The following is a 23,248-nucleotide window of genomic DNA, read 5'->3' on the forward strand; positions in this document are numbered from 1 at the left end:
GAGTGGCGTGGCTAGAGATGCTTGTAAACGTCTTCCAGGCTGAGGCCCTTGGCGAGCATGAGGACCTGCAAGTGGTACAGCAACTGGGAGATTTCCTCAGCAGCGGCTTCGTCCGATTCGTACTCCGCGGCCATCCAGACTTCGGCGGCCTCTTCGACCACCTTCTTGCCGATACCGTGGATTCCAGAGTCCAGTTCGGCAACCGTGCGCGAGCCTGCCGGGCGGGTCGCTGCTTTCTCACTCAGTTCTGCGAACAGCGTCTCGAAATTCTTCACGCCCTCCAGACTACTTGCTCCGGGGCGGCCACCGCTTGTTGGGGCGTTGCATGACGAAGGAGATGTGAGTGAAGACACACTCACATCCCCTTCGTCGTCTGCGGGCAAAGGGCGTTAGCTGAACTGCTTCAGCGTCACTGCCGTGGCCAGGGCGGCAGTAACCGCTTCGTGGCCCTTGTCTTCCTGTGAGCCGGGAAGGCCGGCCCGGTCCAGGCCCTGCTGTTCGGTATCGCAGGTGAGGACGCCGAAGCCCACCGGCACGCCGGTGTTGACACTGACGTCGGTGAGTCCCGACGTCGCAGCCTGGCAAACGTAGTCGAAGTGCGGCGTCCCGCCGCGGATGACCACGCCGAGTGCCACGACGGCGTCGAAGTGCGGTGCGAGCCTGGCTGCGGCAACGGGAAGCTCAAAGCTGCCCGGAACACGCAGGAGCGTAGGCTCGGCGATGCCGGCTTCCTTGGCGGCACGAAGCGCACCGTCCACCAGGCCGTCCATGATCTGCGTGTGCCAGCTTGCCGCCACAATGGCGAGCTTGAGCTGCGAGGTTTCCTCAGGGTTGAGGGTAGTGAGGTCGATGCTGGGCGCGCCGTGTCCGCTCATAATTGCTGTGGGTCCGTTCAGTCTTGAGTGTTATCAAAGGTGTGGGTTGAAGGCGTCTTGCCATTGCTGACGGGCTCGACATCGAGCGTCAGCCGGTGGTCCATCCGGTCCTTCTTGGTCTGCAGGTAGCGCAGGTTCTGTTCGCGTGATGGCACCTCGGTGGGCACCATTTCCACTACTGTTACTCCGGCCTTGTCCAGGCGGTGCTGCTTGTCGGGGTTGTTGCTCAGCAAGCGGACCTCGTGCAGCCCCATTTCAGCCAGGATCTGTCCGGCCGCAGTGTAGGAGCGCGCATCGACAGGCAGGCCCAACTGTTCGTTGGCCTCAACGGTGTCGAAGCCGGCTTCCTGCAAGGCATAGGCCTTGATCTTGTTGGCCAGCCCGATCCCGCGGCCCTCCTGTCCACGCAGGTAGAGCAACGTTCCACCTTCCGCATGGATGAGTTCCAACGCAAAGGCGAGCTGCTCTCCGCAATCGCAGCGGTACGAACCGAACACATCGCCGGTGAGGCACTCGGAGTGCAGCCTGACCAGCGGGGCACGGCCGTCCTTGGGCGGATTGGGCGAACTCACGGCGAGGTGTTCAACGCCCGTGACATGGTCCGTCCATGCCTGTGCCACAAAGCCGCCGAAAGCCGTGGGCAACTGCACGATCGGCCCACCACTGACGGGGTGGGGCGCGGGGCCCGTGTGGTCACTGCTGCGTGTGGTCGATGCGGTCATCGCTTCTCCTCGTCTCCCCGTGAAACATGTGCCGCCTGGGACTCTACCGCCTCCACATACGACACCAGGTCCTCAATGGAGATGAGGGGGCATCCGTGGTCGGCGGCGAAGTCGCGCAAACTGTCCAAGCGCATCATTTCACCATCGTCATGTACCAACTCTGCGATCACACCCACCGGAGCGAGCCCGGCAAGACGGCACAAGTCCACGGCAGCCTCCGTGTGACCTGGTCGTTCACGCACTCCCCCGTTAACCGCGCGCAACGGGAAAATATGCCCGGGACGGGTAATCGATGCCGGAGAACTGCTCGGATCTGCCAGGATCCGGGCCGTCAGGGCCCGGTCCGTGGCCGAGATGCCCGTGCTGACCCCAATAGCTGCGTCGCAGGAAACGGTGTATGCAGTTCCCTTGGCGTCTTCGTTGATCTCCACCATGGGAGGAAGAACCAGTGCATCCGCGTGTTCGCCATCCAGGGGTACGCAGATGACGCCGGATGAGTACCGGATGGTCCATCCCATGAGGGCCGGTGTGGCGTGCTCGGCGGCGAAGATGATGTCGCCTTCGTTCTCGCGGTCCTCGTTGTCCACCACGATCACCGCCTGGCCCGCGGCGATTGCCGCGATGGCTGCTTCGACGGGATCCAGCCCGGTTCGGGCCGAGCCCGTAGGCGATGTCTTGGCGGGGGCGCTCATCGTGTGCTCCCTTGCTGCGGCGCGAAGGACAAAAGGCGTTCGGTGTACTTGGCCAGAACATCAACTTCGAGGTTGACGCGGCCACCTACGGGCTTGGCGCCCAAGCCGGTTTCTTCCAACGTGGTGGGGATCAGTCCCACCTCAAACCACGGAGCCGTTTCGGCCGCCGCACTGACGGCTGTGACCGTCAGCGAGACACCGTCGACGGCGATCGAACCCTTCTCGGCGATGTATCGTGCCAGCGGGGCCGGCACACCGAAGCGCAGGCGGTCCCAGTTGCCCAAGGGCTCGCGCTCCAGCAGCTCACCCACGCCGTCGACGTGCCCTTGCACCACATGGCCGTCCAGGCGCCCGCCCGCAGGAACACAGCGTTCGAGGTTCACGGTGTCCCCTGGGGCCAGTCCGCCGATGGTTGTTCGGACCAAGGTCTCCCCCATCACATCGACGCTGAAGTCCTGACCCTCGATCTGCGTAGCTGTCAGGCACACCCCGTTGACAGCGATGGATCCACCCAAAGCCAGGCCATCGGTCGTCGTGGGCGCTTTCAACCTCAGTGTGGCGCTGACGTCGCCGTCATGCTCAATGCCCAGCACGGTGCCCTGCTCAGCGACTATTCCCGTAAACATCAGTGTCCTCCTGTGACATATTCCGCAGCTTCACTGCGTGAAACCACATTCTTCTGCGGAATCGAATTCTTGATCGTGGTGGCGGCGCCCCGTGGGCACCGCAGGTGCAGCCTAAGGTCGTTGCCCAGCGTCCGGACCGCTCCGCCCCCGGCTTCGTCCCAGGACCAATGCTGTGCGTCGGCCAGCGTAGTGATCCCAAGGTCGTTCAGTGCCGGGGTACCGGAGCCCAGCAGCGTCGGAGCCAGGTAGACAATCAGTTCATCCACCAGGTCGGCGGCAAGAAAGGTACTCAATATGGACGAGCCCCCTTCCACCATGACGTGCCGGATTCCTTGATCGAACAGCGTCCTCAAAGCCTCTGCCGGATCCCGGGTTGGCAAGTGCACGAAACGCCCGTCGGTTCCCCGGACAGCGGCATCTTCGGGGACGTCACGCAAGCCCATCACAGCGCGGATTGGCTGCCGGCTGGAAAGTTCACCGTCCGCCGTCCTGGCCGTGAGCCGCGGGTTGTCGATCAGGACCGTCCCGGTTCCCACCAGAATGGCGTCGATGAGTTCCCTCAGCCCGTGGTTGTCGGCGAGCGACTCCGGGCTGGAAATCCACTGGCTGGTGCCGTCCGCGGCAGCGATACGGCTGTCCAGTGTCTGGGCGATATGCAAGGTGACAAACGGACGCTTGGCGGCAACGGCGTCGAACCATTCGCGGTTGAGGTCCAGGGCCCTCCCGAGGGCCAGGCCGGACCGCACCTCAACACCGGCCGCACGGAGCGTCCGCGCACCGCCCGCGGCGGGGTCGTGCGGATCGTCGACGGCGTAAATCACCTTCGCGATTCCAGCGGCAATGATCGCTTGGGCGCAGGGTCCGGTACGACCCTCGTGGTTACAGGGCTCGAGCGTGACAACCATGGTGGTCCCGGTGATGTCCGTTCCCTGCCGGCGGGCTACGGAAATCGCGTCGGCCTCGGCGTGGGCCGTGCCTGCGCCCCGGTGGAACCCCGTTGCCAGTTGTTCGCCCTCGGGGCTGAGGATCACTGCACCAACCAACGGATTGGCCCCGCGCGGTCCTGCAAGGGCTGCGGTCAGCGCGGCATCCATGGCCGTACTTTCCGCCGGAGTGTAAGCCGGGGCGTAAAAAGTCGAGTCGGTGGTCATTGGGCAGCTCCCGTGGAAACTGCAACGGCCGGGCTGCCGCCATCACGGCTTTCCCGCTCGCGCTTTTCGGCCCGCCACCAAACGAAGAAGCCAGTGAGGGTGAAGAAACCGTAGAAGAGATACATCACCGCGCTGGCGTAGTAGCCTGCGCTGAACAGCAGAGGTACACCCACGATGTCCACGGCCACCCAGATCAGCCAAAACTCTGTCCAGCCGCGGGCCATCCCGTACGTTGCCAGCAGGGATCCCATGAAGGTCCAGGCGTCGGCCCAGACCGGCGGGTAGGAGCCCAGGGCGTCAAACAAGGGCGTCAGTGCCGCTGTGCCCGCCACCATGGCACCAATCAGAGCGATGCGGACCTTGTTGCTGGCCCAGCCGGGCACAACGGCGCGCCCTTGTGTGCTCGATTGCCGGCCTTGCTGCCACCGATACCAGCCGTAAACGGCGACGGCGATGAACATCACCTGCCGTGCTGCTTGCCCCCACAGGGTAGCCGGCGCTGCTGCACCAAAGACGTTGCCCAGGAAGACCGTAAGCAGGAGGATGTTGCCGACTATGCCGATCGGCCAAGCCCAGACTTTGCGGCGCATACCGCCGAGGGCGCTGAGGAGCCCAAAGATGTTTCCAAGCACTTCGCGTAAGACAAGAGCAGATCCTCCAACGGGGATCTGTGCTTCGAAGAGCCATCGCAGAAAGTCCATGCCGTTCCTTCCCAGTAAGCCGCGATGACTCCGGGGGTGTACGACAGCGCAATGCCGGACGTCGCTAAAGGAACGCCCACGGCATGACTGTACGTGCTTCTCCCATCCAGACTTTAACTGTCGGTACCGGAATTTCACCAGTTCAACCGTCTGCCATCGAAGATCCAATCACTTGGAATCCGATGGCTCGCGGGTCGCGGACTATAACCGCCGGTTCGGACTTACACCGACCCCGGAGCACGTATGTGTGTTGTTATTCTGCCACAACTACCAAGATGGCCGGGCTATTCCCGGCCATCTTCGTAACATGTGGTGACGATCGTCAGGCGAACGTCGCCGTCACAGCCTGACCCGCCGCACGGAGTCGATCGATGGCCGCTGCGGGGTCCTGGTGCCCGTAGACCGCCGAGCCTGCCACGAACACATTGGCACCGGCTTCGGCTGCCCTGATGATCGTCTCCTCAGTGATGCCCCCGTCCACTTGGATGGCCACGCCAATGCCGGAACCTTCGATTGCCGCCCGCGCACGTCGGATCTTGGGCAGGGTGATGTCCAGGAAGGACTGTCCACCGAATCCGGGCTCCACCGTCATGATCAACAGCATGTCCAACTCGCTGAGCATGTCCAGGTAGGGCTCAACCGGTGTAGCCGGACGAAGGGCCATTCCCGCTTTGGATCCCCGCGCACGCAGTTCGCGTGCCAGCTTGACGGGGGCCATGGCGGCTTCCGCGTGGAATGTCACTGACGCCACGCCTGCATCCGCGTAGGCAGGTGCCCAGCGGTCGGCGTCGGAAATCATCAAATGCGCGTCCAATGGAACCGGACTGACTGCTTGAATCCTCTGAACCACCGGCAGGCCGAGCGTCAGGTTGGGCACAAAGTGGTTGTCCATGACATCAACGTGGACGGCATCGGCATTGCTGATCCGTTGAAGTTCCGCCTCAAGGTTGACGAAATCCGCAGACAGGATGCTCGGGTTGATACAGCACTGAGACAAGGCAGCCCCTTCGGGTCGGTGGGAATGGCAAGCCGGGTTCCGGCACTTACGGCTTTTTACGGATGATGGCCATGAACATGGCATCGGTCTGGTGGACGTGCGGCCACAACTGGGCTGTTTGTTCGTGACCGGCGCCCAAGTTCCCGGTGAGGCTGACATCGTCAAGCGCCTGACCGGCGTCGAGCAGTTCCAGGTCCTCACGTTTGGACATGACGTCGCTGACAACCGCGGTGGTCTCGGCCGGGTGCGGCGAGCATGTCACGTAAGCAACCACGCCGCCGGGCTTCACGGCATCAATTGCAGACTTCAGGAGATCACGCTGCAACGGGCCGAGGTCACCAATGTCCTTGGGTGAGCGCCGCCACCGCGATTCGGGTCGCCTACGCAACGCTCCCAGCCCACTGCAGGGAACATCAACCAGCACGCGGTCGAAAGCTTCTGCCTGTTCCGAACCCACGTCGCGTCCATCACCAGTCCGTACCGACCAGGTGTCCTCCGGAACAGCTGAAAGGGCCTGCTGTACGAGCTTCGCCCTGTGTGGCGCGGGCTCATTGGCCAACAAGGTAGCGCCGTCCCGGTGCGCCAGGGCAGCCAGAAGGGCGGCCTTGCCTCCCGGACCGGCGCACAAGTCCAGCCAGCGTTCGCTTCCGGAAGGGGCATCAAGGTCCACGCCGGCCAAAGCACGGGCAACCAGCTGGGATCCGACATCCTGGACACGGGTGGTTCCGCGACGGACCGTCTCCAGGCGACCGAGGTCTCCACCGGCGGACAATGCCGAATCTTCCACCAGTTCCCCTGCCGTGGCCCCATTCTCGAAAGCCTCGTCCAGGCTTCCCAAGCCCGGCAGCGCCACAAGATTGACCACCGGCGCGGCGTTGTCCGCCTCCAGCAGGTCATCAATCTCCGACTTCGGACGGCCATGGTTGACCAGTGACTGGCGCAGTGCGCGCACGATCCATTCGGGGTGGGCATGCCGGAGCGAGGCGATCCGGGTCTCATCGGTTTCATTGGCCAGCAGGATGTCCAGCCACTCGCCCATGCTGTGGGCAGTGACCTTGCGAAGGACTGCATTGATCAAGGCCGACGGACCTGCGCCGATGACGGCTCGTGCCAGGCCAACGGTCTGGTCCAACGCCGCATGCGCAGGAACTCGCATTGAAAGCAACTGATGGGCGCCAATCCGGAGGGCATCCAGGATTGCCGGATCCAACTGATCAAGGGGGCGGTCCACACAGCGGGCAAGAATGGCGTCGTAGGTGCCTTGACCGCGCAAGGCGCCATAGCTCAGCTCTGTGGCGAAGCCGGCGTCCCGGCGATCCAAGCGGTGTTCGCGGATGCGGGCTGGAAGCACGAGGTTGGCGTAGGCATCCTCGGAAGCAACGGCACGGAGGACTTCGAAGGCCACAAGGCGGGCCGGATCAGCGCGGCGCGTCCGTTGGGAGGGCGCGTTGTTGGTGAAGCCCCGCTGGGGTCCCCTGTTCCGCTCCCTGCCCTGGGCGTTGCGTTTGCTCTCGCCGCGTGGTCCGCGATTTCCTTGCCCGCCGCCATCCCGGCTCCCGCTGTTGTTGGGGCCTCGGCGGCCGGACTCGCTCATTCGAATACCACTCTCTCGGGTGCTGCCAAGCCGCGGGCCCAATCAGCCGACGACATCATTTTCTTGCCTGCCGGCTGGATCCGGCCCAACGCTAGTGCATGGGAACCGGTTCCCACCAGGACGGATTTGCCATCCGCACGGATGGACCCAGGCGCCAGGTCCTTGACTTCGGGCCTCAACTCGACAGATTCCAGCTTGACTCTCTGGCCGTCCAAGGTGGTCCATGCCCCGGGCTCGGGAGTAACCCCGCGTGCCCGGCGGTTCAAGGCCAGTGCGGGCTGTTGCCAGTCCAGACGCCCGTCGTCGAGCGTCAGCTTGGGAGCCAAGGACACGTCCCCGATTTGAGGCTGAGGTGACGCTTGACCGGCGTCGATCGCGGAGAGGGTCTGGCTGAGCAGTACTGCACCGCTGATGGAGAGCCGCTCCAGCAGCTCACCGGCAGTATCCTCGGGACCAACTGTCTCAGTAAGAGTTCCGAACACAGGCCCGGTGTCAAGGCCTTCTTCGAGCTGGAATGTCACAGCGCCGGTGACATCGTCTCCAGCGATGATGGATCGCTGGACCGGCGCTGCGCCGCGCCACGCAGGGAGGAGGGAGAAGTGCAGATTGACCCAGCCGTGCTTCGGGACACCCAAGGCAGCTTTGGGAACGATGCCTCCATAGGCAACAATGGCGGCGACGTCGGGAGTGAACTCCGCGATTCTGGCCGTGGTACCGGCATCGACCTTTGCAGCACGAATGACCTCGATACCCAGTTCCATCGCCCGTGCAGCCACAGGCGATGGAGTCAGGATGCGTTTCCGCCCAACTGGTGCGTCCGGGCGCGTCAGGACAGCAACGACGTCGAACCCGGCTTCGACCAAAGCATCCAACGAAGGGACAGCGACGGCGGGAGTTCCGGCGAAGAGGACCCTCACTCCGGCGCTCCGAAGCTGCCGCCACCGAAGCTTGATCCCACGGTGTTGGCACGCTTGGACGTGGTCTGCTCGGTAATGGCGTGGTAATTGGCGTTCCGGATGGCACGGAGAGCTGCCTTGCGGTCCTCCCCTTCCAACCTGTCCGTGTACAAAATGCCGTCAAGGTGGTCCGTCTCGTGCTGGAAACACCGGGCCAGCATGCCCTCGGCTTCCACCGAGACCGGGTTGCCGTTGATATCAACACCGGTGGCCCTGGTTGTCCGGAAACGGCGGACCGGGAAGCCCAGGCCGGGGATCGAGAGGCAACCCTCTACTTCGTCCGGCTGGAAGTCATCGCTGTTCTCCAGGACCGGGTTGATGATGTGGCCTTCCACTCCCCCAATGCGGTAGGTAAAAACGCGCTGGCTGACACCGATCTGAGGAGCGGCGAGTCCTGCACCCTCCACGTCTTCCATGGTTTCGGTCATGTCAGCTACCAGCTTGGCGAGCTCCGGACCGAAATCGGTGACGGGGTCCGCTACGGTGCGCAACACCGGATCCCCGATGATTCGGATACTCAAAATTGCCATGTGCTGTCAGTCCTCACTATCGTCAAACCCGGCTCCGGGTGTTGCGGAGCCTAAGCCAGTTTAGTTGAGGTCATTCGCCGCTGCCGCTGCTTGCCGCCCCGGCCCCAACCGATGCAAACACAGGTGGAGCAATGGGCAACAGTGCTTGTCCCGCTGCAGAGACGTCTGCCGACATTTCCCAGACGCGCCGAAGGGCGCAGAACTTCCACCAGTGGTGCTTGAGGATTTCCGGGTTGGCCCGCATCGGCCTGACTTCGGTCTCTCCGATGGCTACAGCGAGCAGCATGGGATTGTCGCCGTATTTCCATGGCTCCCATTCCCCGGCAACGGGATCAACCAGGCTCTCCTCAGCCTTCATCCCAGCGGCAAGCTGCATGACCACTTTGTCATCCAGCGCCTTGACCGTTCCGTCCCGGGTAGTGCCTTTGGTCTTGTAGTCGATCAGGCAGATACGTCCGTTGATCCGGGCCACAAGGTCAAGTGTCCCGGCGTAGCCCACAGTCTTGTTCCACACGGTGATCTCGGGGGCCAACGGCTCCACCCGGTACAGCTCCCACCATTCATCAAAACGGGCGGCAAACGCCTCCTCACCATGGGCTGCGAGGTCGTCCCGGCATTCCTGCATGCGGTGCGGGCGCCCCAGAGCACGCAAGGCAACCTGCTCGCAGTAGGTGTGCACGCGGTCGCCGCGTGCTGCCGCTGCATCCCGGTACACCTCCGCCGCTTTGGCGGCTTTGTTGATGGCCTGGCGGGTCTTGGCTGGACTCCCCAGGATCGCGGGAAGCTCCGGATCCGCAGCGAGACTGCTCGCACCCATGTAACTGAACCAGCCATCCAATGAGTGCGCCTGTTGTCCGATTACCGTGGTGATCGAGGGCACCGAAAATTGCTCCGTGGTGGAGCGGGCATACATCCGGCCGTAGTCAGTAGCGTGGGCAAGCAGTGGAGCAGTCATATAAAGACTGTGTCATACAGGGCCGACAGAATTCTCCGGCGGGAAGACCATTGCGAGCTGCTCCGGGGGCAGCCGGGCGAGCTTTCCAGCGAGGATAGGGGCCGTCAAGGCAAGATCCTCGAACAGCAGGGCGGGTTCCGCGGCAGCCGGGGACAATTCTGGTTCTTTTTGTTCGCGCATGTTGATGGGTATCGCGTCCGCCCGGTTCGTGACGCAGAAACGCACAATCCCCAGACAAACAAGGCGCAAGCAAAAAGAAACCCCGTTCGGACCGAAACAATCAGTCCAAACGGGGCTTCCCGGTGGTGGGCGATACTGGGTTCGAACCAGTGACCTCTTCGGTGTGAACGAAGCGCGCTACCACTGCGCCAATCGCCCGGGTGCATAGAAAACACTAACGGACCATCGCTGGAATGCAAAACCCATCGGAGCGCTGCATTTGCGGTCGAACTACAACCATGGAATTACAGCCATGAAACTCCGCGGGTTTCCCGGAAAATCAAGGATCCAGGGGCCATCGCGCACCAATGCAAGCTACCGATTTGGAGATTGCAGGAACCTCCTATAGAGTTTTTACTCGTCGGAAAGCGACGGAAAGCCTGCAGGGCTGCCCGCCGAAACGACACTGCGGACGTAGCTCAGCTGGTAGAGCACCACCTTGCCAAGGTGGATGTCGCGAGTTCGAATCTCGTCGTCCGCTCGCAAGGCACTGTCAAAGCAGGAATTCCCCGGAATTCGGCTTACACGGTGGGTTGGCCGAGAGGCGAGGCAGCGGCCTGCAAAGCCGTATACACGGGTTCGAATCCCGTACCCACCTCGGTGAAAACCATGTCTTCCAGCAGTTGGCTGGATGCATGGGCGATTGGCGCAGCGGTAGCGCGCTTCCCTGACACGGAAGAGGTCACTGGTTCGATCCCAGTATCGCCCACCAGAACAAGGCAACTTGTTTGTTGTTGACGGCCAGGCATCAGCCCGGAAGACAACATGTGCGGACGTAGCTCAGCTGGTAGAGCACCACCTTGCCAAGGTGGATGTCGCGAGTTCGAATCTCGTCGTCCGCTCCAGAAAAGAAAAGCAGCTCCCCGGAGCTGCTTTTTTTGTGCCCAATTTTGGCTTATCGCCGACTCATTACGTGAAGTAACTGATACCCCTCAGAAGAATTCGCTTTATCTAATGTGATTCGGCTCGCATAATGTACTGCGAGCTCATCACCGTTCCACGCCAACTGGCAGGAGTACCCCCATGAATCAACAGACGACTTCCAAGTCCGTCCTGAGACGCAAGCCGATCGACGACATTGAGGAAGAAAACAAGCACAGCGGACTATTCAAGAGTCTTGGCCTCTGGCAACTGACGGCCATCGGCGTCGGGGGAATTATCGGCGTCGGGATTTTCTCCCTTGCCGGACTTGTAGCCCATGGCAGCGAGGGAACTCCGGGCGTTGGCCCTGCCGTGCTGTTTTCCTTCCTGATCGCCGGCCTGGCGTCCGGCGCAGCCGCGCTTTCCTACGCCGAATTCGCTGGGATGATCCCCCGTGCCGGCTCGGCTTACACCTACGGCTATGTGGCCCTTGGCGAGATCATTGGCTGGTTCATCGGTTGGGACCTCCTGCTGGAATACATCGCCATCGTGGCAGTGGTGGCCATCGGCATCTCCGGCTACTTTGACGCGTTCCTCTCCGGCATCGGAATCCACATGCCAACCTGGATGACGTCCACTGCCGACGAGGGCAAGGGCGGCATCATCAACCTCCCCGCGATCCTCGTCTGCCTCTTGGTAACGTGGATCCTGAGCCGTGGAACCAAGGCGTTCGGCCGGTTCGAACTTGTCGCGGTAGCCATCAAGGTCATCCTGATCCTCTTCATCATCGGCCTTGGCATTTTCTACGTGAACGCTGAGAACTACAACCCGTTCATGCCCAGTGGCTTCGGTCCGGTCATTGCCGGCGCCGCGACCGTCTTCTTCGCAGTCTTCGGTTATGACGCCATGAGTACAGCGGCGGAAGAGGCCAAGGACGGCAAGAAGCACATGCCCAAGGCCATCATCCTGTCCTTGATCATTGCCATGCTGTTGTACGTCGCTGCCACGCTGGTCCTCACGGGGATGCAGAACTACAAGGACATCAATCCCACCGCCGGCTTCGCATCGGCGTTCCAAGGGGTCGGACTCCCGGTCATTGCCACCATCATCTCGGTCTTCGCTGTCCTGTCCATCCTGACCGTCATGCTCACGTTCCTGTTGGGCGTCACCCGCGTGTGGTTCTCCATGAGCCGCGACGGCCTGCTGCCAGGCTGGTTCGCCAAAACGGACCGGCACGGCACGCCACAGCGCGTCACATGGATCGCCGGCGTCGCCTCGGCGTTCCTTGCCGGCGTCTTCCCCATCAAGGAAGTGGCCGACCTGACCAACATCGGTATCCTGGCCGCTTTCGTGGTGGTTTGTGTTTCCGTGATTGTCTTCCGCTACACCAAGCCCAACGCTCCGCGTACCTTCCGCCTGCCGCTCATGCCGGTGGTTCCCGCCTTCGGCGTCCTTGCTTCGGCATTCCTCATGTTCCAACTGCACTGGGAAACCTGGTTGCGTTTCGGAGTGTGGCTGGTCATCGGGCTGGTGATCTACTTCGCCTACGGCCGAAGGCACTCGCTGATGAACCCGGATAGTCCCCGCCATAAGGTGTCCAGTACGCCGTCGGCATAGTTTGACCACAGCACCGCCCCGAACCCTTGGCACCCATACCATCTGGTGTTAGGGTCGGACGCGGAGGAGCGAACTGGCTCCGCGATGGAAGGGAGGTGCCCGTGGGTTTAATTGACGACCTGAAGGGTAAGGCTCAGGGTCTCATTCAAGGCAACGAAGAAGCCATCAAGAATGGCATCGAAAAGGCCGGGGATTTTGTGGACGAGAAGACGGGCGGCAAGTACGCCGGTCACGTCGACAAGGTCCAGAATGCCGCTTCCGACTTCGTGGCCAAGAATGACGGAGAGCCTCAGCAGGCTCCCGTCGCGGATGAGCCGAAGCAGCCATAGCTGCCTGAGCCGCCGTACCAGATACGTCAAGGGGGCACCGGTCCCGCCGAGAGGCGCCACCGGTGCCCTTGGCGTTTAACGGCCAACTTCTACGGTCGCCTTTGGCCGGTCAGGTACTTTGGTCTCTATGCCTTCAGTCTCCCCGTCAACCACGCAACCCCGGACCAACCGGGAGCCACTGGGCCCACCGATCACTGCCGGCATCGTCACGGCGCTTGTCGGTTTCACCTCGTCATTCGCTGTTGTCCTTGCGGGTTTGCAGTCTGTCGGGGCCAATCAGTCCCAGGCATCCAGCGGCTTGCTGGTTCTGACCCTTACTTTTGGCCTGGGCATTCTCTGGCTGTCCTGGCGATCCCGGATGCCGGTGACGCTCGCATGGTCCACGCCTGGCGCGGCGCTGCTCGCCTCTGCTGGAATGGTCGACGGCGGTTGGCCGGCCGCCGTTGGTGCCTTTTTGATCGTCGGGGTACTGATCGTCCTCACAGGTTTGCTTCCCGTCCTGGGCCGGCTCATGGCTAAAATCCCCACGGCATTGGCGCAAGCCATGCTCGCCGGGGTCTTACTCCCCCTGTGCCTGGCGCCTTTCAAGTCGTTGGGCTCGGCGCCGCTCTTCATTGCTCCAGTGGTCCTGTGCTGGGTTGTCCTGATGAAATTCGCACCGCGGTGGTCGGTCCCGGCGTCGTTGCTGGTTGCCCTTGCCGTCATCGGAATCCACATCGCTTCCAATGGTGTCCAGTTACCTGTGGACAGTCTCCTGCCCAGGCTGGAATGGACCACCCCTGCTTTTTCCCTGGAGGCTGCTGTGGGGCTGGCGTTGCCTTTGTTCATCGTCACGATGGCGTCGCAGAACATTCCCGGTGTCGCGGTGCTGAAGTCATTTGGGTACGCCACGCCATGGCGTTCATCCATGCTGGTCACTGGAGCTGGAACCATGGTCGGTGCACCCTTCGGAGGCCATGCCATCAACCTGGCTGCTCTCAGCGCGGCACTGGCCGCGGGTGAGGAGGCGGGCAAAGACCATGGCAGGCGCTGGATCGCCGCGTTCGTCTCCGGCTTCGCCTATCTGGTCCTCGCAGCCGCATCCGCAGCACTGGTTACCTTGGTGGCTGCTGCCCCGCCAGGACTTCTTGAGGCCGTGGCCGGTCTCGCACTCCTGGGGACCTTGGCCGCGTCAATATCCTCCGCCCTGGCCGTCACCGAGGAACGCATTCCGGCGTGCATCACTTTCCTACTGGCAGCATCGGGCCTCAGCTTCGCCGGTGTGGGCGCTGCTTTCTGGGCTTTGGCTGGAGGTATCCTGGTCCGCTGGATGCTGAAGAGCAGGGAGCCTCTTCAGAAGGCCTGAATCAGGCAGGCTCGTGGTTTTGGGCCTCACGGGCAAGTGCGGTCAGCCTGGAAACAGCGCGGAAGTACTTCTTCGTGTAGCCGCCGGTCATCATTTCTTCGGTAAAGAGCTTATCGAAGGGGACGCCGCTGGCAAGGATGGGCACATCTTTGTCGTACAGCCGGTCGGCCAGCACCACAAAGCGCAGGGCGACCGCCTGTTCGGTAACGGTTTCGACGTCACTCCACACCACTGCCTCCACACCCGAGATGAGCTGCCGGTAACGGCTGGGGTGGACGGCGGCCAGGTGGTTGACGAGGGTGCGGAAGTCGTCCACGGCCACAGTCTTGCCGTCGAATTCGGCTTTCATGCGGTGCTTGAGTTCTTCTGTCTTGAGCGGCGCAGGAGCAGCCGGCAAGCCGCGATGGCGGAAGTCCTCGCCGTCGATCCTGACGACGTCGAATTGGTCGGCGAGGACCTGGATCTCACGCTGGAAGTCGACGGCGGCAAAGCGCCCTTCGCCCAGCGAACCGGGCAGTGTGTTGGACGTGGCAGCGAGCTTGACGCCGGCGTCGGCCAGTTCACGCATGAGGCGGGACATCAGCACGGTGTCCCCGGGATCGTCGAGTTCGAATTCGTCGATGCAGACCAGCTTGTAGCTGCTGAGGGCTTCAACAGTCTTTCGGAAGGAGAGTGCCCCCACGAGGTTGGTGTATTCCACGAAGGTGCCGAAGGCCTTCGGACCCGGAGACCTGTGCCACAGAGACGCCAAGAGGTGGGTCTTACCGACACCGAAGCCACCGTCCAGGTAGATTCCCGCCCTGGTGGCCGGCGCCTTTTTGGCGAACAGTTTCTTGAAGAGCCCGCTGCCTTCGTCGGAGCCCACACCATCTGCAAAGGCCGAGAGGAGCTTTACAGCGTTTGCTTGACTCGGTTGCGACGGGTCGGGCCGGTAGCTGTCGAACGACACCTCTCCGAATCGCGGAGAGGGGTAGAAACCCTTGAGGAGTTCCTCCACGGAGACTGCCGGCGTGCGGGCAGCCAGTTGTTCGATCTGTACCACGGTGGTCCGTTCCTTCGGTATTAGGTCCCCAGCAAGAATACCGGCTTCGGAGCGCTCGGAACGGACACGTGACCAAGCCCATGTTTCACCGTATGACCACAGGGAAGCATTCCTGGCGACCCGTGGTTAGTGTTGGGAGCACGCCGGGCTGGCGCTTGCACCATCCTCCCCGGCCTGGCTCCGTCCGTTGTCAGTGAAAGGCCATCACCATGTCCTACCCCGTTGAACAGAACGAAAAGTTCGCGTCGTACGCGAACCCTGAACGCCTTGTCTCCACCGAATGGCTCGCGGCAGCACTTGCAGACGGCGCTATTGCCGACGGCAAGCTGGTTGTCGTGGAGTCCGATGAAGACGTCCTCCTGTACGAGACCGGCCACATCCCGGGCGCCGTCAAGATCGACTGGCACACCGACCTGAATGACGAAGTCACCCGTGACTACGTGGATGGTGCCGCATTCGCCGCCCTCGCCGCGTCCAAGGGCATCTCCCGTGACAGCACCGTGGTCATCTACGGCGACAAGTCCAACTGGTGGGCCGCCTACGCCCTCTGGGTTTTCACCCTTTTCGGCCACCAGGATGTCCGTCTCCTGGACGGCGGCCGGGACAAGTGGATCGCTGAAGGCCGCGAGCTGACCACCGAAGCTTCTCAGCCCGCCGTCGGCGAATACCCGGAGGTAGAGCGCAATGACGCTCCCATCCGCGCGTTCAAGGAAGACGTCCTGGCGCACCTGGGCAACCCCCTGATCGATGTCCGCTCCCCCGAGGAATACACGGGCCAGCGCACCCACATGCCGGCCTACCCCGAGGAAGGCGCCCTCCGTGGCGGCCACATCCCCACGGCCGCATCGATTCCGTGGGCCCGTGCCGCTGCGGAAGACGGCACCTACCGCAGCCGTGAAGAACTCGAAGCCCTGTACCTCGGCGAGGCCGGGCTCAAGGCGGGCGACGACGTGGTGGCGTACTGCCGCATCGGCGAACGTTCAAGCCACACGTGGTTCGCCCTGAAATACCTCCTCGGCTTCGATACCGTACGCAACTACGACGGCTCCTGGACGGAGTGGGGCAACGCGGTTCGGGTTCCCATCGTCAAGGGCGCCGACCGGGGTGCTGTCCCTGCCGCTTTCGCAAGCAACTAGCAAAGCAGCGGGGGCCCGTAGTGTTGCGGCACACAAAGTGCATTCGCCGCTGTAGTGCGTAAGCTGGAAGAGATGAGTACATACACTTTGCCCGCCGCATTGGCGGAGATCGTCGATGACTTCCAGGCACTGACGGAGCCTGACCGCCTGCAGCTTCTGCTTGAGTTCTCCCGGGGCCTGCCGGAGCTTCCTGAGCGTTTGAAGGACCACCCCGAGCTGCTGGAGCAGGTCGTGGAATGCCAGTCGCCTTTGTTCCTCACCATCGAATCCGAGAAGAATCCAGACGGTGCCCGTAAGTACCGGCTCTTCTTCAAGGCTCCGCAGGAGGCGCCGACCACCCGTGGCTTCGCAGGTGTCCTGCACGAGGGCCTGGACGGACTGACAGCCGAAGAAATCCTGGCTGTTCCGGACGACATGCCCGAACTGCTGGGCCTGACCCGGGCCATCACTCCCCTGCGCATGCGGGGAATGACCGCCATGCTCGGCCGTATCAAGCGCAAGGTTGCAGCCGCGGGCCGGCTGGAACACTGAACCGGCTGGAACACTGAAAGGCACGCCCACACGGTATGGCCAAGAAGATGGCTTCACAGGGAACGCCGGCCACTGCAGCGCTTGCTGCGGCCGGCGTTCCCTTTGTGCTGCACCCCTATGCCCATGATCCGGCGGCTGCCAGTTACGGCCTGGAAGCCGCCGAAGTCCTGGGCATCGAGACCGCGCGGGTATTCAAGACGCTGATGGTGGAAGTTGAAGGCCGGCTGGCGGTGGCCATTGTCCCAGTGTCCGGCAACCTCGACCTCAAGTCCGTGGCTGCCGCCCTGGGGGCAAAGAAAGCGGCCATGGCAGATCCCAAAGCCGCTGAACGTCGCTCCGGATATGTGCTTGGCGGCATATCGCCGCTGGGACAGCGCCAGTCCTCTCCAACGGTTCTGGACGAATCAGCGCTGACCTTTGCCACCATCCTGGTATCCGGCGGACGCCGGGGGCTGGACATCGAACTTGCTCCGAGGGACCTTATCAAGCTGACCAAGGCCGCCGTTGCACCCATCGGTACCTCTCCGACGGCGAAGGTCTGAAGCCAGGCACGACCCTATCCGACAGGTCCTGACACAGCTGCTGGGCCCGCACTGCCGCCCTGTCCCGGATTGCTCCTCGGAGCCAACTGGCGTTGCAGCCAGGCGTGAACCACGCGCTGCCACCGTTCCGGATCGACGTTCCATTCCTTGGTGTGCCGCGCGCCGTTGAACGGCTCAAAGGTGACCATTTCCGGGTTCTTTTCAGCGAGGCTTGCAGATGGCCCGAAGGGAACGTAATCGTCATCTACGCTGTGGATCAACAGCGTAGGAGTGCGCAGCTCAATGGCGCGGGCTTCCCAGTCCATCGCCTTCAAGTCAACAGGAGCCGCGAGGCCGGTAAGCCTGCGCCCCAGCGGGTGTCCCAGCATCAGCTGTCCATAGCGCCCCACAGTGTAGGGAATCCTGTTCATTTCGGCGTGGTGCGCCATGACGTTGACCCAGTTGATAACAGGGGCGTCCAGCACCAGGGCGCGGATCAGGTGCCTGTATTTGGAGAGATCGGCCGTCTGCAGGCTGATGGCCCCGCCCATGGACCACCCAAAAAGGACGATCTCCCGTGCCCCATGCTCCAGCGCGTATTCGATCGCAGCCTCAACATCGCGCCATTCAGTGGATCCCAGTCCATAGCGACCGTCGAGTGCCGACGGAGCCAATCCGTCGTTGCGGTAGGAGATCAGCAGGCTGTCCAAGCCCAGGTCGTGCGCGGTACGTACTGCCCGGAGCCCTTCGAGCCGGGTGGCGCCTCGGCCGTGCACCATGATTGCCCACACGGGGGCGGGCGCCGAAGCGTCGGCGCGGATCAGCCACGCCGGTGCCTTCCCGCCGTCGACCTCTATGTCCACGTCTTCAGCCGCAAGGCCGATCGCGGCCGGGTCCGGGTAGGTAGCACCGCTCCACCACCCGCGGCGGGCCTCCTGCAGGTTGCCGCTGTAGACTTCCTCGACCTCTCGAAGGACCGTCTGTTCCGCAGGAGAATACGACACGATCCGGCCAATCCTGGCGTGGCCCTGGCCGCCAGAGAAAAAGAGGCTGAACACGCCGTCGATGGTCGTATCAGGGGTGGCGGCGAGGATGACCTGCAGCCCTTGGTCACTTCGGATGACTGCCAGGACTTCCTGGTCCTCGTGGCGGGCGGCCGGGGTGATGACCCGGCGGGCAAAGTAGACTGCGAGCGCCGAGGACCCGGCTCCCACCAGTCCGGCGAGGGTGCCACCCGCGATGAAGCCGGCAATGGCCCATTTGGTGCGGAGGGACAGTGTGTTCTCTGCAGCGTCGCTCGCTGACCGGTTAGTCGATGCCATGGTTCCATTGTTGCCGTTCCTGACGCCGCCCGGTGCACTTACGGACCGCGCGGCGCAGCGGCCCGCGGATTCGGGACCAAAAGCCTGCGGACACCGGTTCCCCGGGACTACGCTGTAGCCATGAGTGATCCCATAGTCATCCTGACTGAAGAACCCCTTGGCCCCGACGACCGCGTTAACATCGCCAAACTTGTGGATGGTGGAGACGCACCCCTTGTTGTCCTGGTGCCTTCCAATACCGAGCGACACCTCTTGGTGGACTTCCTGGAGAATCTTTCCTTGCTTGATATTGCCAAGGCTTTCCGCGAACTCACTGCGCAGTCGCCGGACCCCGAGGCCGAGCGTGCAGAAGCTTCCGAGACGTTGGCGGCTTCGCTGTCGGCCTTGGCCGGCTTGGGTGGCGGCGTCACAGGAGAGGTTTTCGACGGCGGTGCCGTGGCCGGCTTGGTTGCGAAGGTTCGGGCGCTCGATGCTGCCCAGGCTGTCGTGGTGACGCGTCCCCATGCCATCGCCGATACTTTCCACACCGACTGGGCCAACAAGGCGCAGGATCAACTGGGCCTTCCTGTCCTGCACCTGTACGCGGGTTCGGGATTTATCGGCGACTCGTGAGCGTTGCAGAAGGCATGAACACTCCTGAGAACACCAGCAAGACACCTTCTGCTCCTGTGGAGAAGAGCGATGCCCAGTGGCGCGAGGAGTTGACCCCGGAAGAATACCGGGTCCTGCGGCAGGCGGGCACCGAGAGGCCATACACCGGCGAATACTGGGACACCCACACTGAAGGTGTGTATCAGTGCCGTGCGTGTGGCAGCCAGTTGTTCACGAGCAGGGAGAAATTTGATTCCCATTGTGGCTGGCCTTCCTTCTGGGCGCCGTTGGCTGAAGGCACCGTCCGGTACCTTCATGACCGCACTATGGGGATGGATCGTGTTGAAGTCCGCTGCGCCAACTGTGATTCCCATCTAGGGCATGTGTTCGAGGGCGAGGGCTACGGCACCCCTACGGACCAGCGATTCTGCATCAACTCCGTTTCACTCCGACTGGTCAACCCCGAAGAGAGTTAGCACTTCCGGACGGATCGCCCAGATGCGGTCCGTCCGGGAGCATCTCCAGCGGTAAAACAGGTGCGGCGCTGGATCTCGAACCACGTAGAAACCCCACTTGAACAAGAGTTTCTTATGCTCAAGCCATTCTTGGATTAGCGATGCTTTTTGCTTGCTACGCTCGGCCCAGAAGAACTCACCAACTTGGAAAGGGCCGAGCTCCATGACAATCACCGCCACCTCCAGCCTCCCGCGTGTCACCGCCGACAACGCCGAGTGGGCTTCGCTTAAGGCTGCGGCCACGGCCCTGCAGGCATACCAGGAGCAGGACGGCTCCATCGCCGATTCCGGCGCCCACGGCGAGGCAGCCAGCCTCGTTGCGACAATCACAGATGCCATCACCGCATTGGCCCCGCTCTTCCCCCACGACGCCCGGTATCTGGAACTGCTGGTGGAAGACTTTGGCCACTGGGCACAGGGGGGTTTCGGAGTCCCGGACTTCCTGGATTCACTGCAGGCATTCCAGCCCCAGGAACAGCGCATCGACGGCCTCCAACACTTGGTGGTCTTCCCGATGTACACACAGAATGGCAGCAACAACAGGCTGGTTGAAGCCGTGCTGATCGAAGTCATCTGGCCGGAGTTCATCGGCGGCCTGGAGGCCGGCGAGTACTCCAACAAGCTCTTCGTCCCCATCCGTTTTGTCGATTTCACCCCCGGATACAACACCAACTCTGCGGTGTTGTTCCCGGAGACCGTCGCCGTCCGTGAGACCCCCACTTTCACGTGGGGAGCCATCTTCGCCGACCGCGAGGCCGCCCGTTTCAGGCGAGTCCTGAAGGCGGCCGCAGCAACGACGTCCCTTCAACTTCCCATGGACGCAGCCCAGCTGATCGAGGACCAGGAACTTACCCAGCGCACGTTCGTCATGTGGGACCTCATCCACGACCGCACGCACATGCGGGGCGACCTTCCCTTCGATCCCTTCATGATCAAGCAGCGGATGCCCTTCTTCCTGTACTCACTGGAGGAACTGCGCTGTGACCTGACGGCGTTCCGTGAATCCGTCCGCATTGAAAAGGACGAAGAAGCGGATCCCGATGCCCGAAAGCACGCCAAGCTCGTCCAGTATGCAGTGATCTTCGACCGGATTTTCCGTTTCGCCATCACAGGCAACCGGGTCCGCAACTACGACGGCCTCGGCGGCCAACTCCTGTTTGCGTGGATGCACCAGCACCATGTGCTTCACTGGACGGACAGCAAGCTCTCCATCGACTGGGACGAAGCCGCGTCGGTTGTGGTGGAACTCGGCGCCAAAATCGAAGAGCTCTACTGGCGCTCCATCGACCGCCCCAAGGCCGCCCACTGGTTGGCTGCCTACGAGCTTATTTCAAGTACGGTAACTCCCCACCCTGCATCGGTTTGGGCCAAGGGGCCAGATGCCCTGCCCCTGGACGGCCCGCCCCGTGGACTGACCGACCAAGTCCTCGACGACGAATTCCCGCTGTCCATGTTCTACGAAGCACTGGAGAAGAAGATGCGCCCCATCATCGAGTCCACCACCGGCATTACCGGCGCGACAGTAGCCTGATGAGCACACTGACCATCCTTGTGACCGGCGGTAGCAGCGCGTCCGGCATCGCTGCGGCGCGCGCATTGGGGGCAGCCGGTCACAAGGTGTTCACCGTGGGTTCGGACGAGCTTCGCATCACGGCGGCGGCTGTGGAAGCCGGCAACGGAGTGACGCCACTGGTGTGCGATCTCGCTGACCTTGGGTCCGTGCGTGAACTGGCGGACGATCTTGGCGGCCGAGGGGTTCAAGGCATCGACGGCATCGTCCATCTGGTAGGTGGGTGGCGCGGCGCCAAGGGCATCGAGGACCAGTCTGATGAAGACTGGGACTCCATGGAACGGAGCGCGGTCACTACCCTGCGGAACGTCTCCCGGGTTTTCTACAGCCAGCTTGAAGCATCTCCCTACGGCCGGCTGGCCATGGTGTCCTCAACCACTGCATCCGCTCCTACGGCCGCGGCCGCAAGCTATGCGGCGGCAAAGGCTGCTGCTGAAGCGTGGACGCTGGCGGTGGCCGACGGTTTCCGGCGGACGCAGTCGGCCGGCACGATCGCTCCCAGCGTGCAGCACAGCGCCGCAGTAATTTTTGTGGTCAAAGCCCTCGTGGATTCAGCACTGCGGGAAGCCCACCCCGAAAGGCGATTCCCCGGTTACACAGATGTCGAAGAACTCGCGGCTGCCGCCGTCGGGCTGTTCGAAGAACCGGCAGAACATTTGAACGGCCAGCGCATCCTGCTGGCCAAATAGACTTGAAAGCGTGAATGAACAAGTGACGAGCACAGCAGAGGCAATCCACAGCGCCGTACCAGGCCAACTCCATGACCCTTCGGTTCGTGGCTTTGCCTCGGACAACTACTCCGGCGTGCACCCGGAAATTCTTTCAGCACTGGCCTCAGCCAACGGTGGCCACCAGGTTTCCTACGGCGAGGACGTTTACACGGCACGCCTCCAGGACGTCATGGAGCAGCAGTTCGGCCCTGGCATCGAGTGCTTCCCGGTCTTCAACGGAACGGGCGCCAACGTCCTGTCCCTGCAGTCACTCCTGCCGCGTTGGGGAGCTGTCATCTGCGCATCCACCGCGCATATCAACATGGATGAGAACGGCGCTCCTGAGCGCATCGGCGGGATCAAGCTCCTCCAGGTACCTACCGAGGACGGCAAGCTGACACCTGGGCTGATCGACCGGGAAGCCTGGGGATGGGGCGATGAACACCGCGCCCAGCCCCTCGCAGTCTCCATTACCCAGACCACCGAACTTGGCACGTGCTACACGCCAGAAGAAGTACGCGCCATTGCCGACCACGCCCACGCCAAGGGCATGAAGCTGCACATGGATGGTGCCCGCCTGGCTAATGCCGCCGCCTACCTAGGCGTTCCCCTGCGTGCCTTTACCCGCGACGCCGGCGTGGACATCCTGTCCTTTGGCGGGACCAAGAATGGGCTGCTCTTCGGCGAAGTCGTGGTCGCACTGAACCCGGCAGCCGCCGATGGGCTGAAGTTCCTACGCAAGATGAACATGCAGCTCGCTTCAAAGATGCGCTTCATTTCGGCCCAATTCATCGCATTACTGGAGGACGGCCTGTGGTTGCGATCGGCCGCCCACGCCAACGCCATGGCAGCCCGCCTTCGCGCCGCCGTTGAGGCGATCGACGGCGTGGAGCCCACCCAGGCAACGCAGTCCAACGGCGTCTTTGCCATCCTTCCGACGGGCGTTGCCGACCGCCTGCGCCAGAGCTTCGCTTTCTACGACTGGGACGCTGCCCGCGGCGAGGTCCGTTGGATGTGCTCCTTCGATACCACCGAGGACGACATCGACGCCTTTGTCGCAGGGATTAAGCAGGAGCTCGGATCCGCATAACCCCATGCAAACCGGGGCGGCGAGCCTGCACGGATTCGCCGCCCCGGCCG

The 23,248-nt window shown here is 62.6% G+C and carries 26 protein-coding genes, 5 tRNA genes and 1 riboswitch; of the genes, 15 read left to right on the plus strand and 16 right to left on the minus strand.

All coding sequences use genetic code 11. The annotated features are described in order from the left end of the window. Positions 1-11 precede the first annotated feature (11 nt). From LN996_RS04245 to LN996_RS04310, 14 genes are all read right to left on the minus strand, one after another. Entirely contained in the window at positions 12-275 is a 264-nt protein-coding gene (locus LN996_RS04245; protein WP_018778638.1) for a phosphoribosyl-ATP diphosphatase, read from the minus strand. Positions 276-389: 114 nt separating this feature from the next. Then, on the minus strand, positions 390-875 hold the full coding sequence (gene ribH, locus LN996_RS04250; protein ID WP_231338929.1) for a 6,7-dimethyl-8-ribityllumazine synthase: 486 nt from the start codon (positions 873-875) through the stop codon (positions 390-392). A gap of 17 nt (positions 876-892) precedes the next feature. Beyond that, positions 893-1,597: a GTP cyclohydrolase II gene (gene ribA, locus LN996_RS04255; protein WP_231338930.1), complete on the minus strand. Its 705-nt coding sequence runs from the start codon at positions 1,595-1,597 to the stop codon at positions 893-895. After that, the gene (ribB, locus tag LN996_RS04260; RefSeq protein ID WP_231338931.1) at positions 1,594-2,289 is read right to left on the minus strand and encodes a 3,4-dihydroxy-2-butanone-4-phosphate synthase; all 696 of its coding nucleotides are present in this window, start codon (positions 2,287-2,289) and stop codon (positions 1,594-1,596) included. Before ribB ends, ribA begins: the two co-directional genes overlap by 4 nt. Then, positions 2,286-2,915 (minus strand): riboflavin synthase, encoded by a 630-nt coding sequence (locus LN996_RS04265; protein ID WP_231338932.1) that lies wholly within the window; start codon positions 2,913-2,915, stop codon positions 2,286-2,288. Before LN996_RS04265 ends, ribB begins: the two co-directional genes overlap by 4 nt. Continuing rightward, the gene (gene ribD, locus LN996_RS04270; protein WP_231338933.1) at positions 2,915-4,066 is read right to left on the minus strand and encodes a bifunctional diaminohydroxyphosphoribosylaminopyrimidine deaminase/5-amino-6-(5-phosphoribosylamino)uracil reductase RibD; all 1,152 of its coding nucleotides are present in this window, start codon (positions 4,064-4,066) and stop codon (positions 2,915-2,917) included. Before ribD ends, LN996_RS04265 begins: the two co-directional genes overlap by 1 nt. Next, positions 4,063-4,767, minus strand: a complete 705-nt coding sequence (pnuC, locus tag LN996_RS04275; RefSeq protein ID WP_231338934.1) for a nicotinamide riboside transporter PnuC — start codon at positions 4,765-4,767, stop codon at positions 4,063-4,065. Before pnuC ends, ribD begins: the two co-directional genes overlap by 4 nt. Before the next feature lie 89 nt (positions 4,768-4,856). Then, positions 4,857-5,012, minus strand: a riboswitch (FMN riboswitch). A 77-nt stretch (positions 5,013-5,089) separates the two neighbouring features. Beyond that, a complete protein-coding gene (gene rpe, locus LN996_RS04280; RefSeq protein WP_231338935.1) occupies positions 5,090-5,764 on the minus strand; it encodes a ribulose-phosphate 3-epimerase in 675 nt (224 codons plus the stop codon). A gap of 46 nt (positions 5,765-5,810) precedes the next feature. Next, complete coding sequence (locus tag LN996_RS04285) at positions 5,811-7,358, minus strand: RsmB/NOP family class I SAM-dependent RNA methyltransferase (protein WP_231338936.1); 1,548 nt, start codon at positions 7,356-7,358, stop codon at positions 5,811-5,813. Beyond that, positions 7,355-8,275, minus strand: coding sequence for a methionyl-tRNA formyltransferase (gene fmt / locus LN996_RS04290; RefSeq protein WP_231338937.1), 921 nt, complete (start codon positions 8,273-8,275; stop codon positions 7,355-7,357). Before fmt ends, LN996_RS04285 begins: the two co-directional genes overlap by 4 nt. Continuing rightward, entirely contained in the window at positions 8,272-8,844 is a 573-nt protein-coding gene (gene def / locus LN996_RS04295) for a peptide deformylase (protein ID WP_231338938.1), read from the minus strand. The genes fmt and def overlap by 4 nt, the downstream gene beginning before the upstream one ends. Before the next feature lie 70 nt (positions 8,845-8,914). Continuing rightward, the gene (locus LN996_RS04300) at positions 8,915-9,799 is read right to left on the minus strand and encodes a cytochrome (protein WP_231338939.1); all 885 of its coding nucleotides are present in this window, start codon (positions 9,797-9,799) and stop codon (positions 8,915-8,917) included. Positions 9,800-9,811: 12 nt separating this feature from the next. Beyond that, positions 9,812-9,979 (minus strand): hypothetical protein, encoded by a 168-nt coding sequence (locus LN996_RS04305; RefSeq protein ID WP_231338940.1) that lies wholly within the window; start codon positions 9,977-9,979, stop codon positions 9,812-9,814. A gap of 123 nt (positions 9,980-10,102) precedes the next feature. Next, a tRNA-Val gene (locus LN996_RS04310) sits at positions 10,103-10,177 on the minus strand. A 249-nt stretch (positions 10,178-10,426) separates the two neighbouring features. Between LN996_RS04310 and LN996_RS04315 the strand changes: the two genes are divergently transcribed. The 7 genes from LN996_RS04315 to LN996_RS04345 all read left to right on the plus strand — a co-directional run bounded on the left by LN996_RS04315 (position 10,427) and on the right by LN996_RS04345 (position 14,170). Then, positions 10,427-10,499: transfer RNA gene (locus LN996_RS04315), tRNA-Gly, on the plus strand. 46 nt (positions 10,500-10,545) lie between these two features. After that, positions 10,546-10,616, plus strand: a tRNA-Cys gene (locus LN996_RS04320). Positions 10,617-10,655: 39 nt separating this feature from the next. Further along, a tRNA-Val gene (locus LN996_RS04325) sits at positions 10,656-10,730 on the plus strand. A 57-nt stretch (positions 10,731-10,787) separates the two neighbouring features. Further along, positions 10,788-10,863: transfer RNA gene (locus LN996_RS04330), tRNA-Gly, on the plus strand. Positions 10,864-11,041: 178 nt separating this feature from the next. Continuing rightward, complete coding sequence (locus tag LN996_RS04335) at positions 11,042-12,496, plus strand: amino acid permease (protein ID WP_231338941.1); 1,455 nt, start codon at positions 11,042-11,044, stop codon at positions 12,494-12,496. 95 nt (positions 12,497-12,591) lie between these two features. Next, entirely contained in the window at positions 12,592-12,825 is a 234-nt protein-coding gene (locus tag LN996_RS04340) for an antitoxin (protein WP_231338942.1), read from the plus strand. A gap of 127 nt (positions 12,826-12,952) precedes the next feature. Further along, positions 12,953-14,170 carry a benzoate/H(+) symporter BenE family transporter gene (locus tag LN996_RS04345; RefSeq protein ID WP_231338943.1) on the plus strand — a complete coding sequence of 406 codons (1,218 nt, stop codon included), beginning with the start codon at positions 12,953-12,955 and terminating at the stop codon, positions 14,168-14,170. A gap of 1 nt (position 14,171) precedes the next feature. Here LN996_RS04345 and zapE read toward each other — a convergent pair whose 3' ends face one another. After that, the gene (gene zapE, locus LN996_RS04350) at positions 14,172-15,212 is read right to left on the minus strand and encodes a cell division protein ZapE (RefSeq protein WP_231338944.1); all 1,041 of its coding nucleotides are present in this window, start codon (positions 15,210-15,212) and stop codon (positions 14,172-14,174) included. Between the two features lie 209 nt (positions 15,213-15,421). On the opposite strand from zapE, the gene LN996_RS04355 reads away from it, so the two are divergent. The 3 genes from LN996_RS04355 to ybaK all read left to right on the plus strand — a co-directional run bounded on the left by LN996_RS04355 (position 15,422) and on the right by ybaK (position 17,421). Continuing rightward, on the plus strand, positions 15,422-16,348 hold the full coding sequence (locus LN996_RS04355; protein WP_231338945.1) for a sulfurtransferase: 927 nt from the start codon (positions 15,422-15,424) through the stop codon (positions 16,346-16,348). Between the two features lie 72 nt (positions 16,349-16,420). Continuing rightward, positions 16,421-16,879, plus strand: a complete 459-nt coding sequence (locus LN996_RS04360; protein WP_231338946.1) for a SufE family protein — start codon at positions 16,421-16,423, stop codon at positions 16,877-16,879. Between the two features lie 35 nt (positions 16,880-16,914). Beyond that, complete coding sequence (gene ybaK, locus LN996_RS04365; RefSeq protein WP_231338947.1) at positions 16,915-17,421, plus strand: Cys-tRNA(Pro) deacylase; 507 nt, start codon at positions 16,915-16,917, stop codon at positions 17,419-17,421. 14 nt (positions 17,422-17,435) lie between these two features. On the opposite strand, the gene LN996_RS04370 is transcribed toward ybaK, so the two are convergent. Further along, complete coding sequence (locus LN996_RS04370) at positions 17,436-18,722, minus strand: S9 family peptidase (protein ID WP_231338948.1); 1,287 nt, start codon at positions 18,720-18,722, stop codon at positions 17,436-17,438. Between the two features lie 120 nt (positions 18,723-18,842). On the opposite strand from LN996_RS04370, the gene LN996_RS04375 reads away from it, so the two are divergent. From LN996_RS04375 to LN996_RS04395, 5 genes are all read left to right on the plus strand, one after another. Beyond that, complete coding sequence (locus LN996_RS04375; protein WP_231338949.1) at positions 18,843-19,334, plus strand: hypothetical protein; 492 nt, start codon at positions 18,843-18,845, stop codon at positions 19,332-19,334. Between the two features lie 14 nt (positions 19,335-19,348). After that, a complete protein-coding gene (gene msrB, locus LN996_RS04380; protein ID WP_231338994.1) occupies positions 19,349-19,789 on the plus strand; it encodes a peptide-methionine (R)-S-oxide reductase MsrB in 441 nt (146 codons plus the stop codon). A gap of 202 nt (positions 19,790-19,991) precedes the next feature. Further along, positions 19,992-21,359 carry a DUF6421 family protein gene (locus tag LN996_RS04385; RefSeq protein WP_231338950.1) on the plus strand — a complete coding sequence of 456 codons (1,368 nt, stop codon included), beginning with the start codon at positions 19,992-19,994 and terminating at the stop codon, positions 21,357-21,359. After that, positions 21,359-22,087 (plus strand): SDR family NAD(P)-dependent oxidoreductase, encoded by a 729-nt coding sequence (locus LN996_RS04390; protein ID WP_231338951.1) that lies wholly within the window; start codon positions 21,359-21,361, stop codon positions 22,085-22,087. Before LN996_RS04385 ends, LN996_RS04390 begins: the two co-directional genes overlap by 1 nt. 10 nt (positions 22,088-22,097) lie before the next feature. Next, a complete protein-coding gene (locus LN996_RS04395) occupies positions 22,098-23,198 on the plus strand; it encodes a low specificity L-threonine aldolase (RefSeq protein ID WP_231338952.1) in 1,101 nt (366 codons plus the stop codon). The last annotated feature ends 50 nt before the right edge of the window (positions 23,199-23,248 follow it).

Source organism: Arthrobacter sp. AK01 (assembly GCF_021109375.1).
GTDB lineage: Bacteria > Actinomycetota > Actinomycetes > Actinomycetales > Micrococcaceae > Arthrobacter.

Bases quoted from the DNA above. Each gene is read 5' to 3' on its own strand.
- ribH (WP_231338929.1), bottom strand. From the start codon at position 875: ATGAGCGGACACGGCGCGCCCAGCATCGACCTCACTACCCTCAACCCT.
- ribA (WP_231338930.1), bottom strand. From the start codon at position 1,597: ATGACCGCATCGACCACACGCAGCAGTGACCACACGGGCCCCGCGCCC.
- ribB (WP_231338931.1), bottom strand. From the start codon at position 2,289: ATGAGCGCCCCCGCCAAGACATCGCCTACGGGCTCGGCCCGAACCGGG.
- LN996_RS04265 (WP_231338932.1), bottom strand. From the start codon at position 2,915: ATGTTTACGGGAATAGTCGCTGAGCAGGGCACCGTGCTGGGCATTGAG.
- ribD (WP_231338933.1), bottom strand. From the start codon at position 4,066: ATGACCACCGACTCGACTTTTTACGCCCCGGCTTACACTCCGGCGGAA.
- pnuC (WP_231338934.1), bottom strand. From the start codon at position 4,767: ATGGACTTTCTGCGATGGCTCTTCGAAGCACAGATCCCCGTTGGAGGA.
- LN996_RS04285 (WP_231338936.1), bottom strand. From the start codon at position 7,358: ATGAGCGAGTCCGGCCGCCGAGGCCCCAACAACAGCGGGAGCCGGGAT.
- def (WP_231338938.1), bottom strand. From the start codon at position 8,844: ATGGCAATTTTGAGTATCCGAATCATCGGGGATCCGGTGTTGCGCACC.
- LN996_RS04300 (WP_231338939.1), bottom strand. From the start codon at position 9,799: ATGACTGCTCCACTGCTTGCCCACGCTACTGACTACGGCCGGATGTAT.
- LN996_RS04305 (WP_231338940.1), bottom strand. From the start codon at position 9,979: ATGCGCGAACAAAAAGAACCAGAATTGTCCCCGGCTGCCGCGGAACCC.
- LN996_RS04335 (WP_231338941.1), top strand. From the start codon at position 11,042: ATGAATCAACAGACGACTTCCAAGTCCGTCCTGAGACGCAAGCCGATC.
- LN996_RS04345 (WP_231338943.1), top strand. From the start codon at position 12,953: ATGCCTTCAGTCTCCCCGTCAACCACGCAACCCCGGACCAACCGGGAG.
- LN996_RS04355 (WP_231338945.1), top strand. From the start codon at position 15,422: ATGTCCTACCCCGTTGAACAGAACGAAAAGTTCGCGTCGTACGCGAAC.
- LN996_RS04360 (WP_231338946.1), top strand. From the start codon at position 16,421: ATGAGTACATACACTTTGCCCGCCGCATTGGCGGAGATCGTCGATGAC.
- ybaK (WP_231338947.1), top strand. From the start codon at position 16,915: ATGGCCAAGAAGATGGCTTCACAGGGAACGCCGGCCACTGCAGCGCTT.
- LN996_RS04370 (WP_231338948.1), bottom strand. From the start codon at position 18,722: ATGGCATCGACTAACCGGTCAGCGAGCGACGCTGCAGAGAACACACTG.
- LN996_RS04375 (WP_231338949.1), top strand. From the start codon at position 18,843: ATGAGTGATCCCATAGTCATCCTGACTGAAGAACCCCTTGGCCCCGAC.
- msrB (WP_231338994.1), top strand. From the start codon at position 19,349: ATGAACACTCCTGAGAACACCAGCAAGACACCTTCTGCTCCTGTGGAG.
- LN996_RS04385 (WP_231338950.1), top strand. From the start codon at position 19,992: ATGACAATCACCGCCACCTCCAGCCTCCCGCGTGTCACCGCCGACAAC.
- LN996_RS04390 (WP_231338951.1), top strand. From the start codon at position 21,359: ATGAGCACACTGACCATCCTTGTGACCGGCGGTAGCAGCGCGTCCGGC.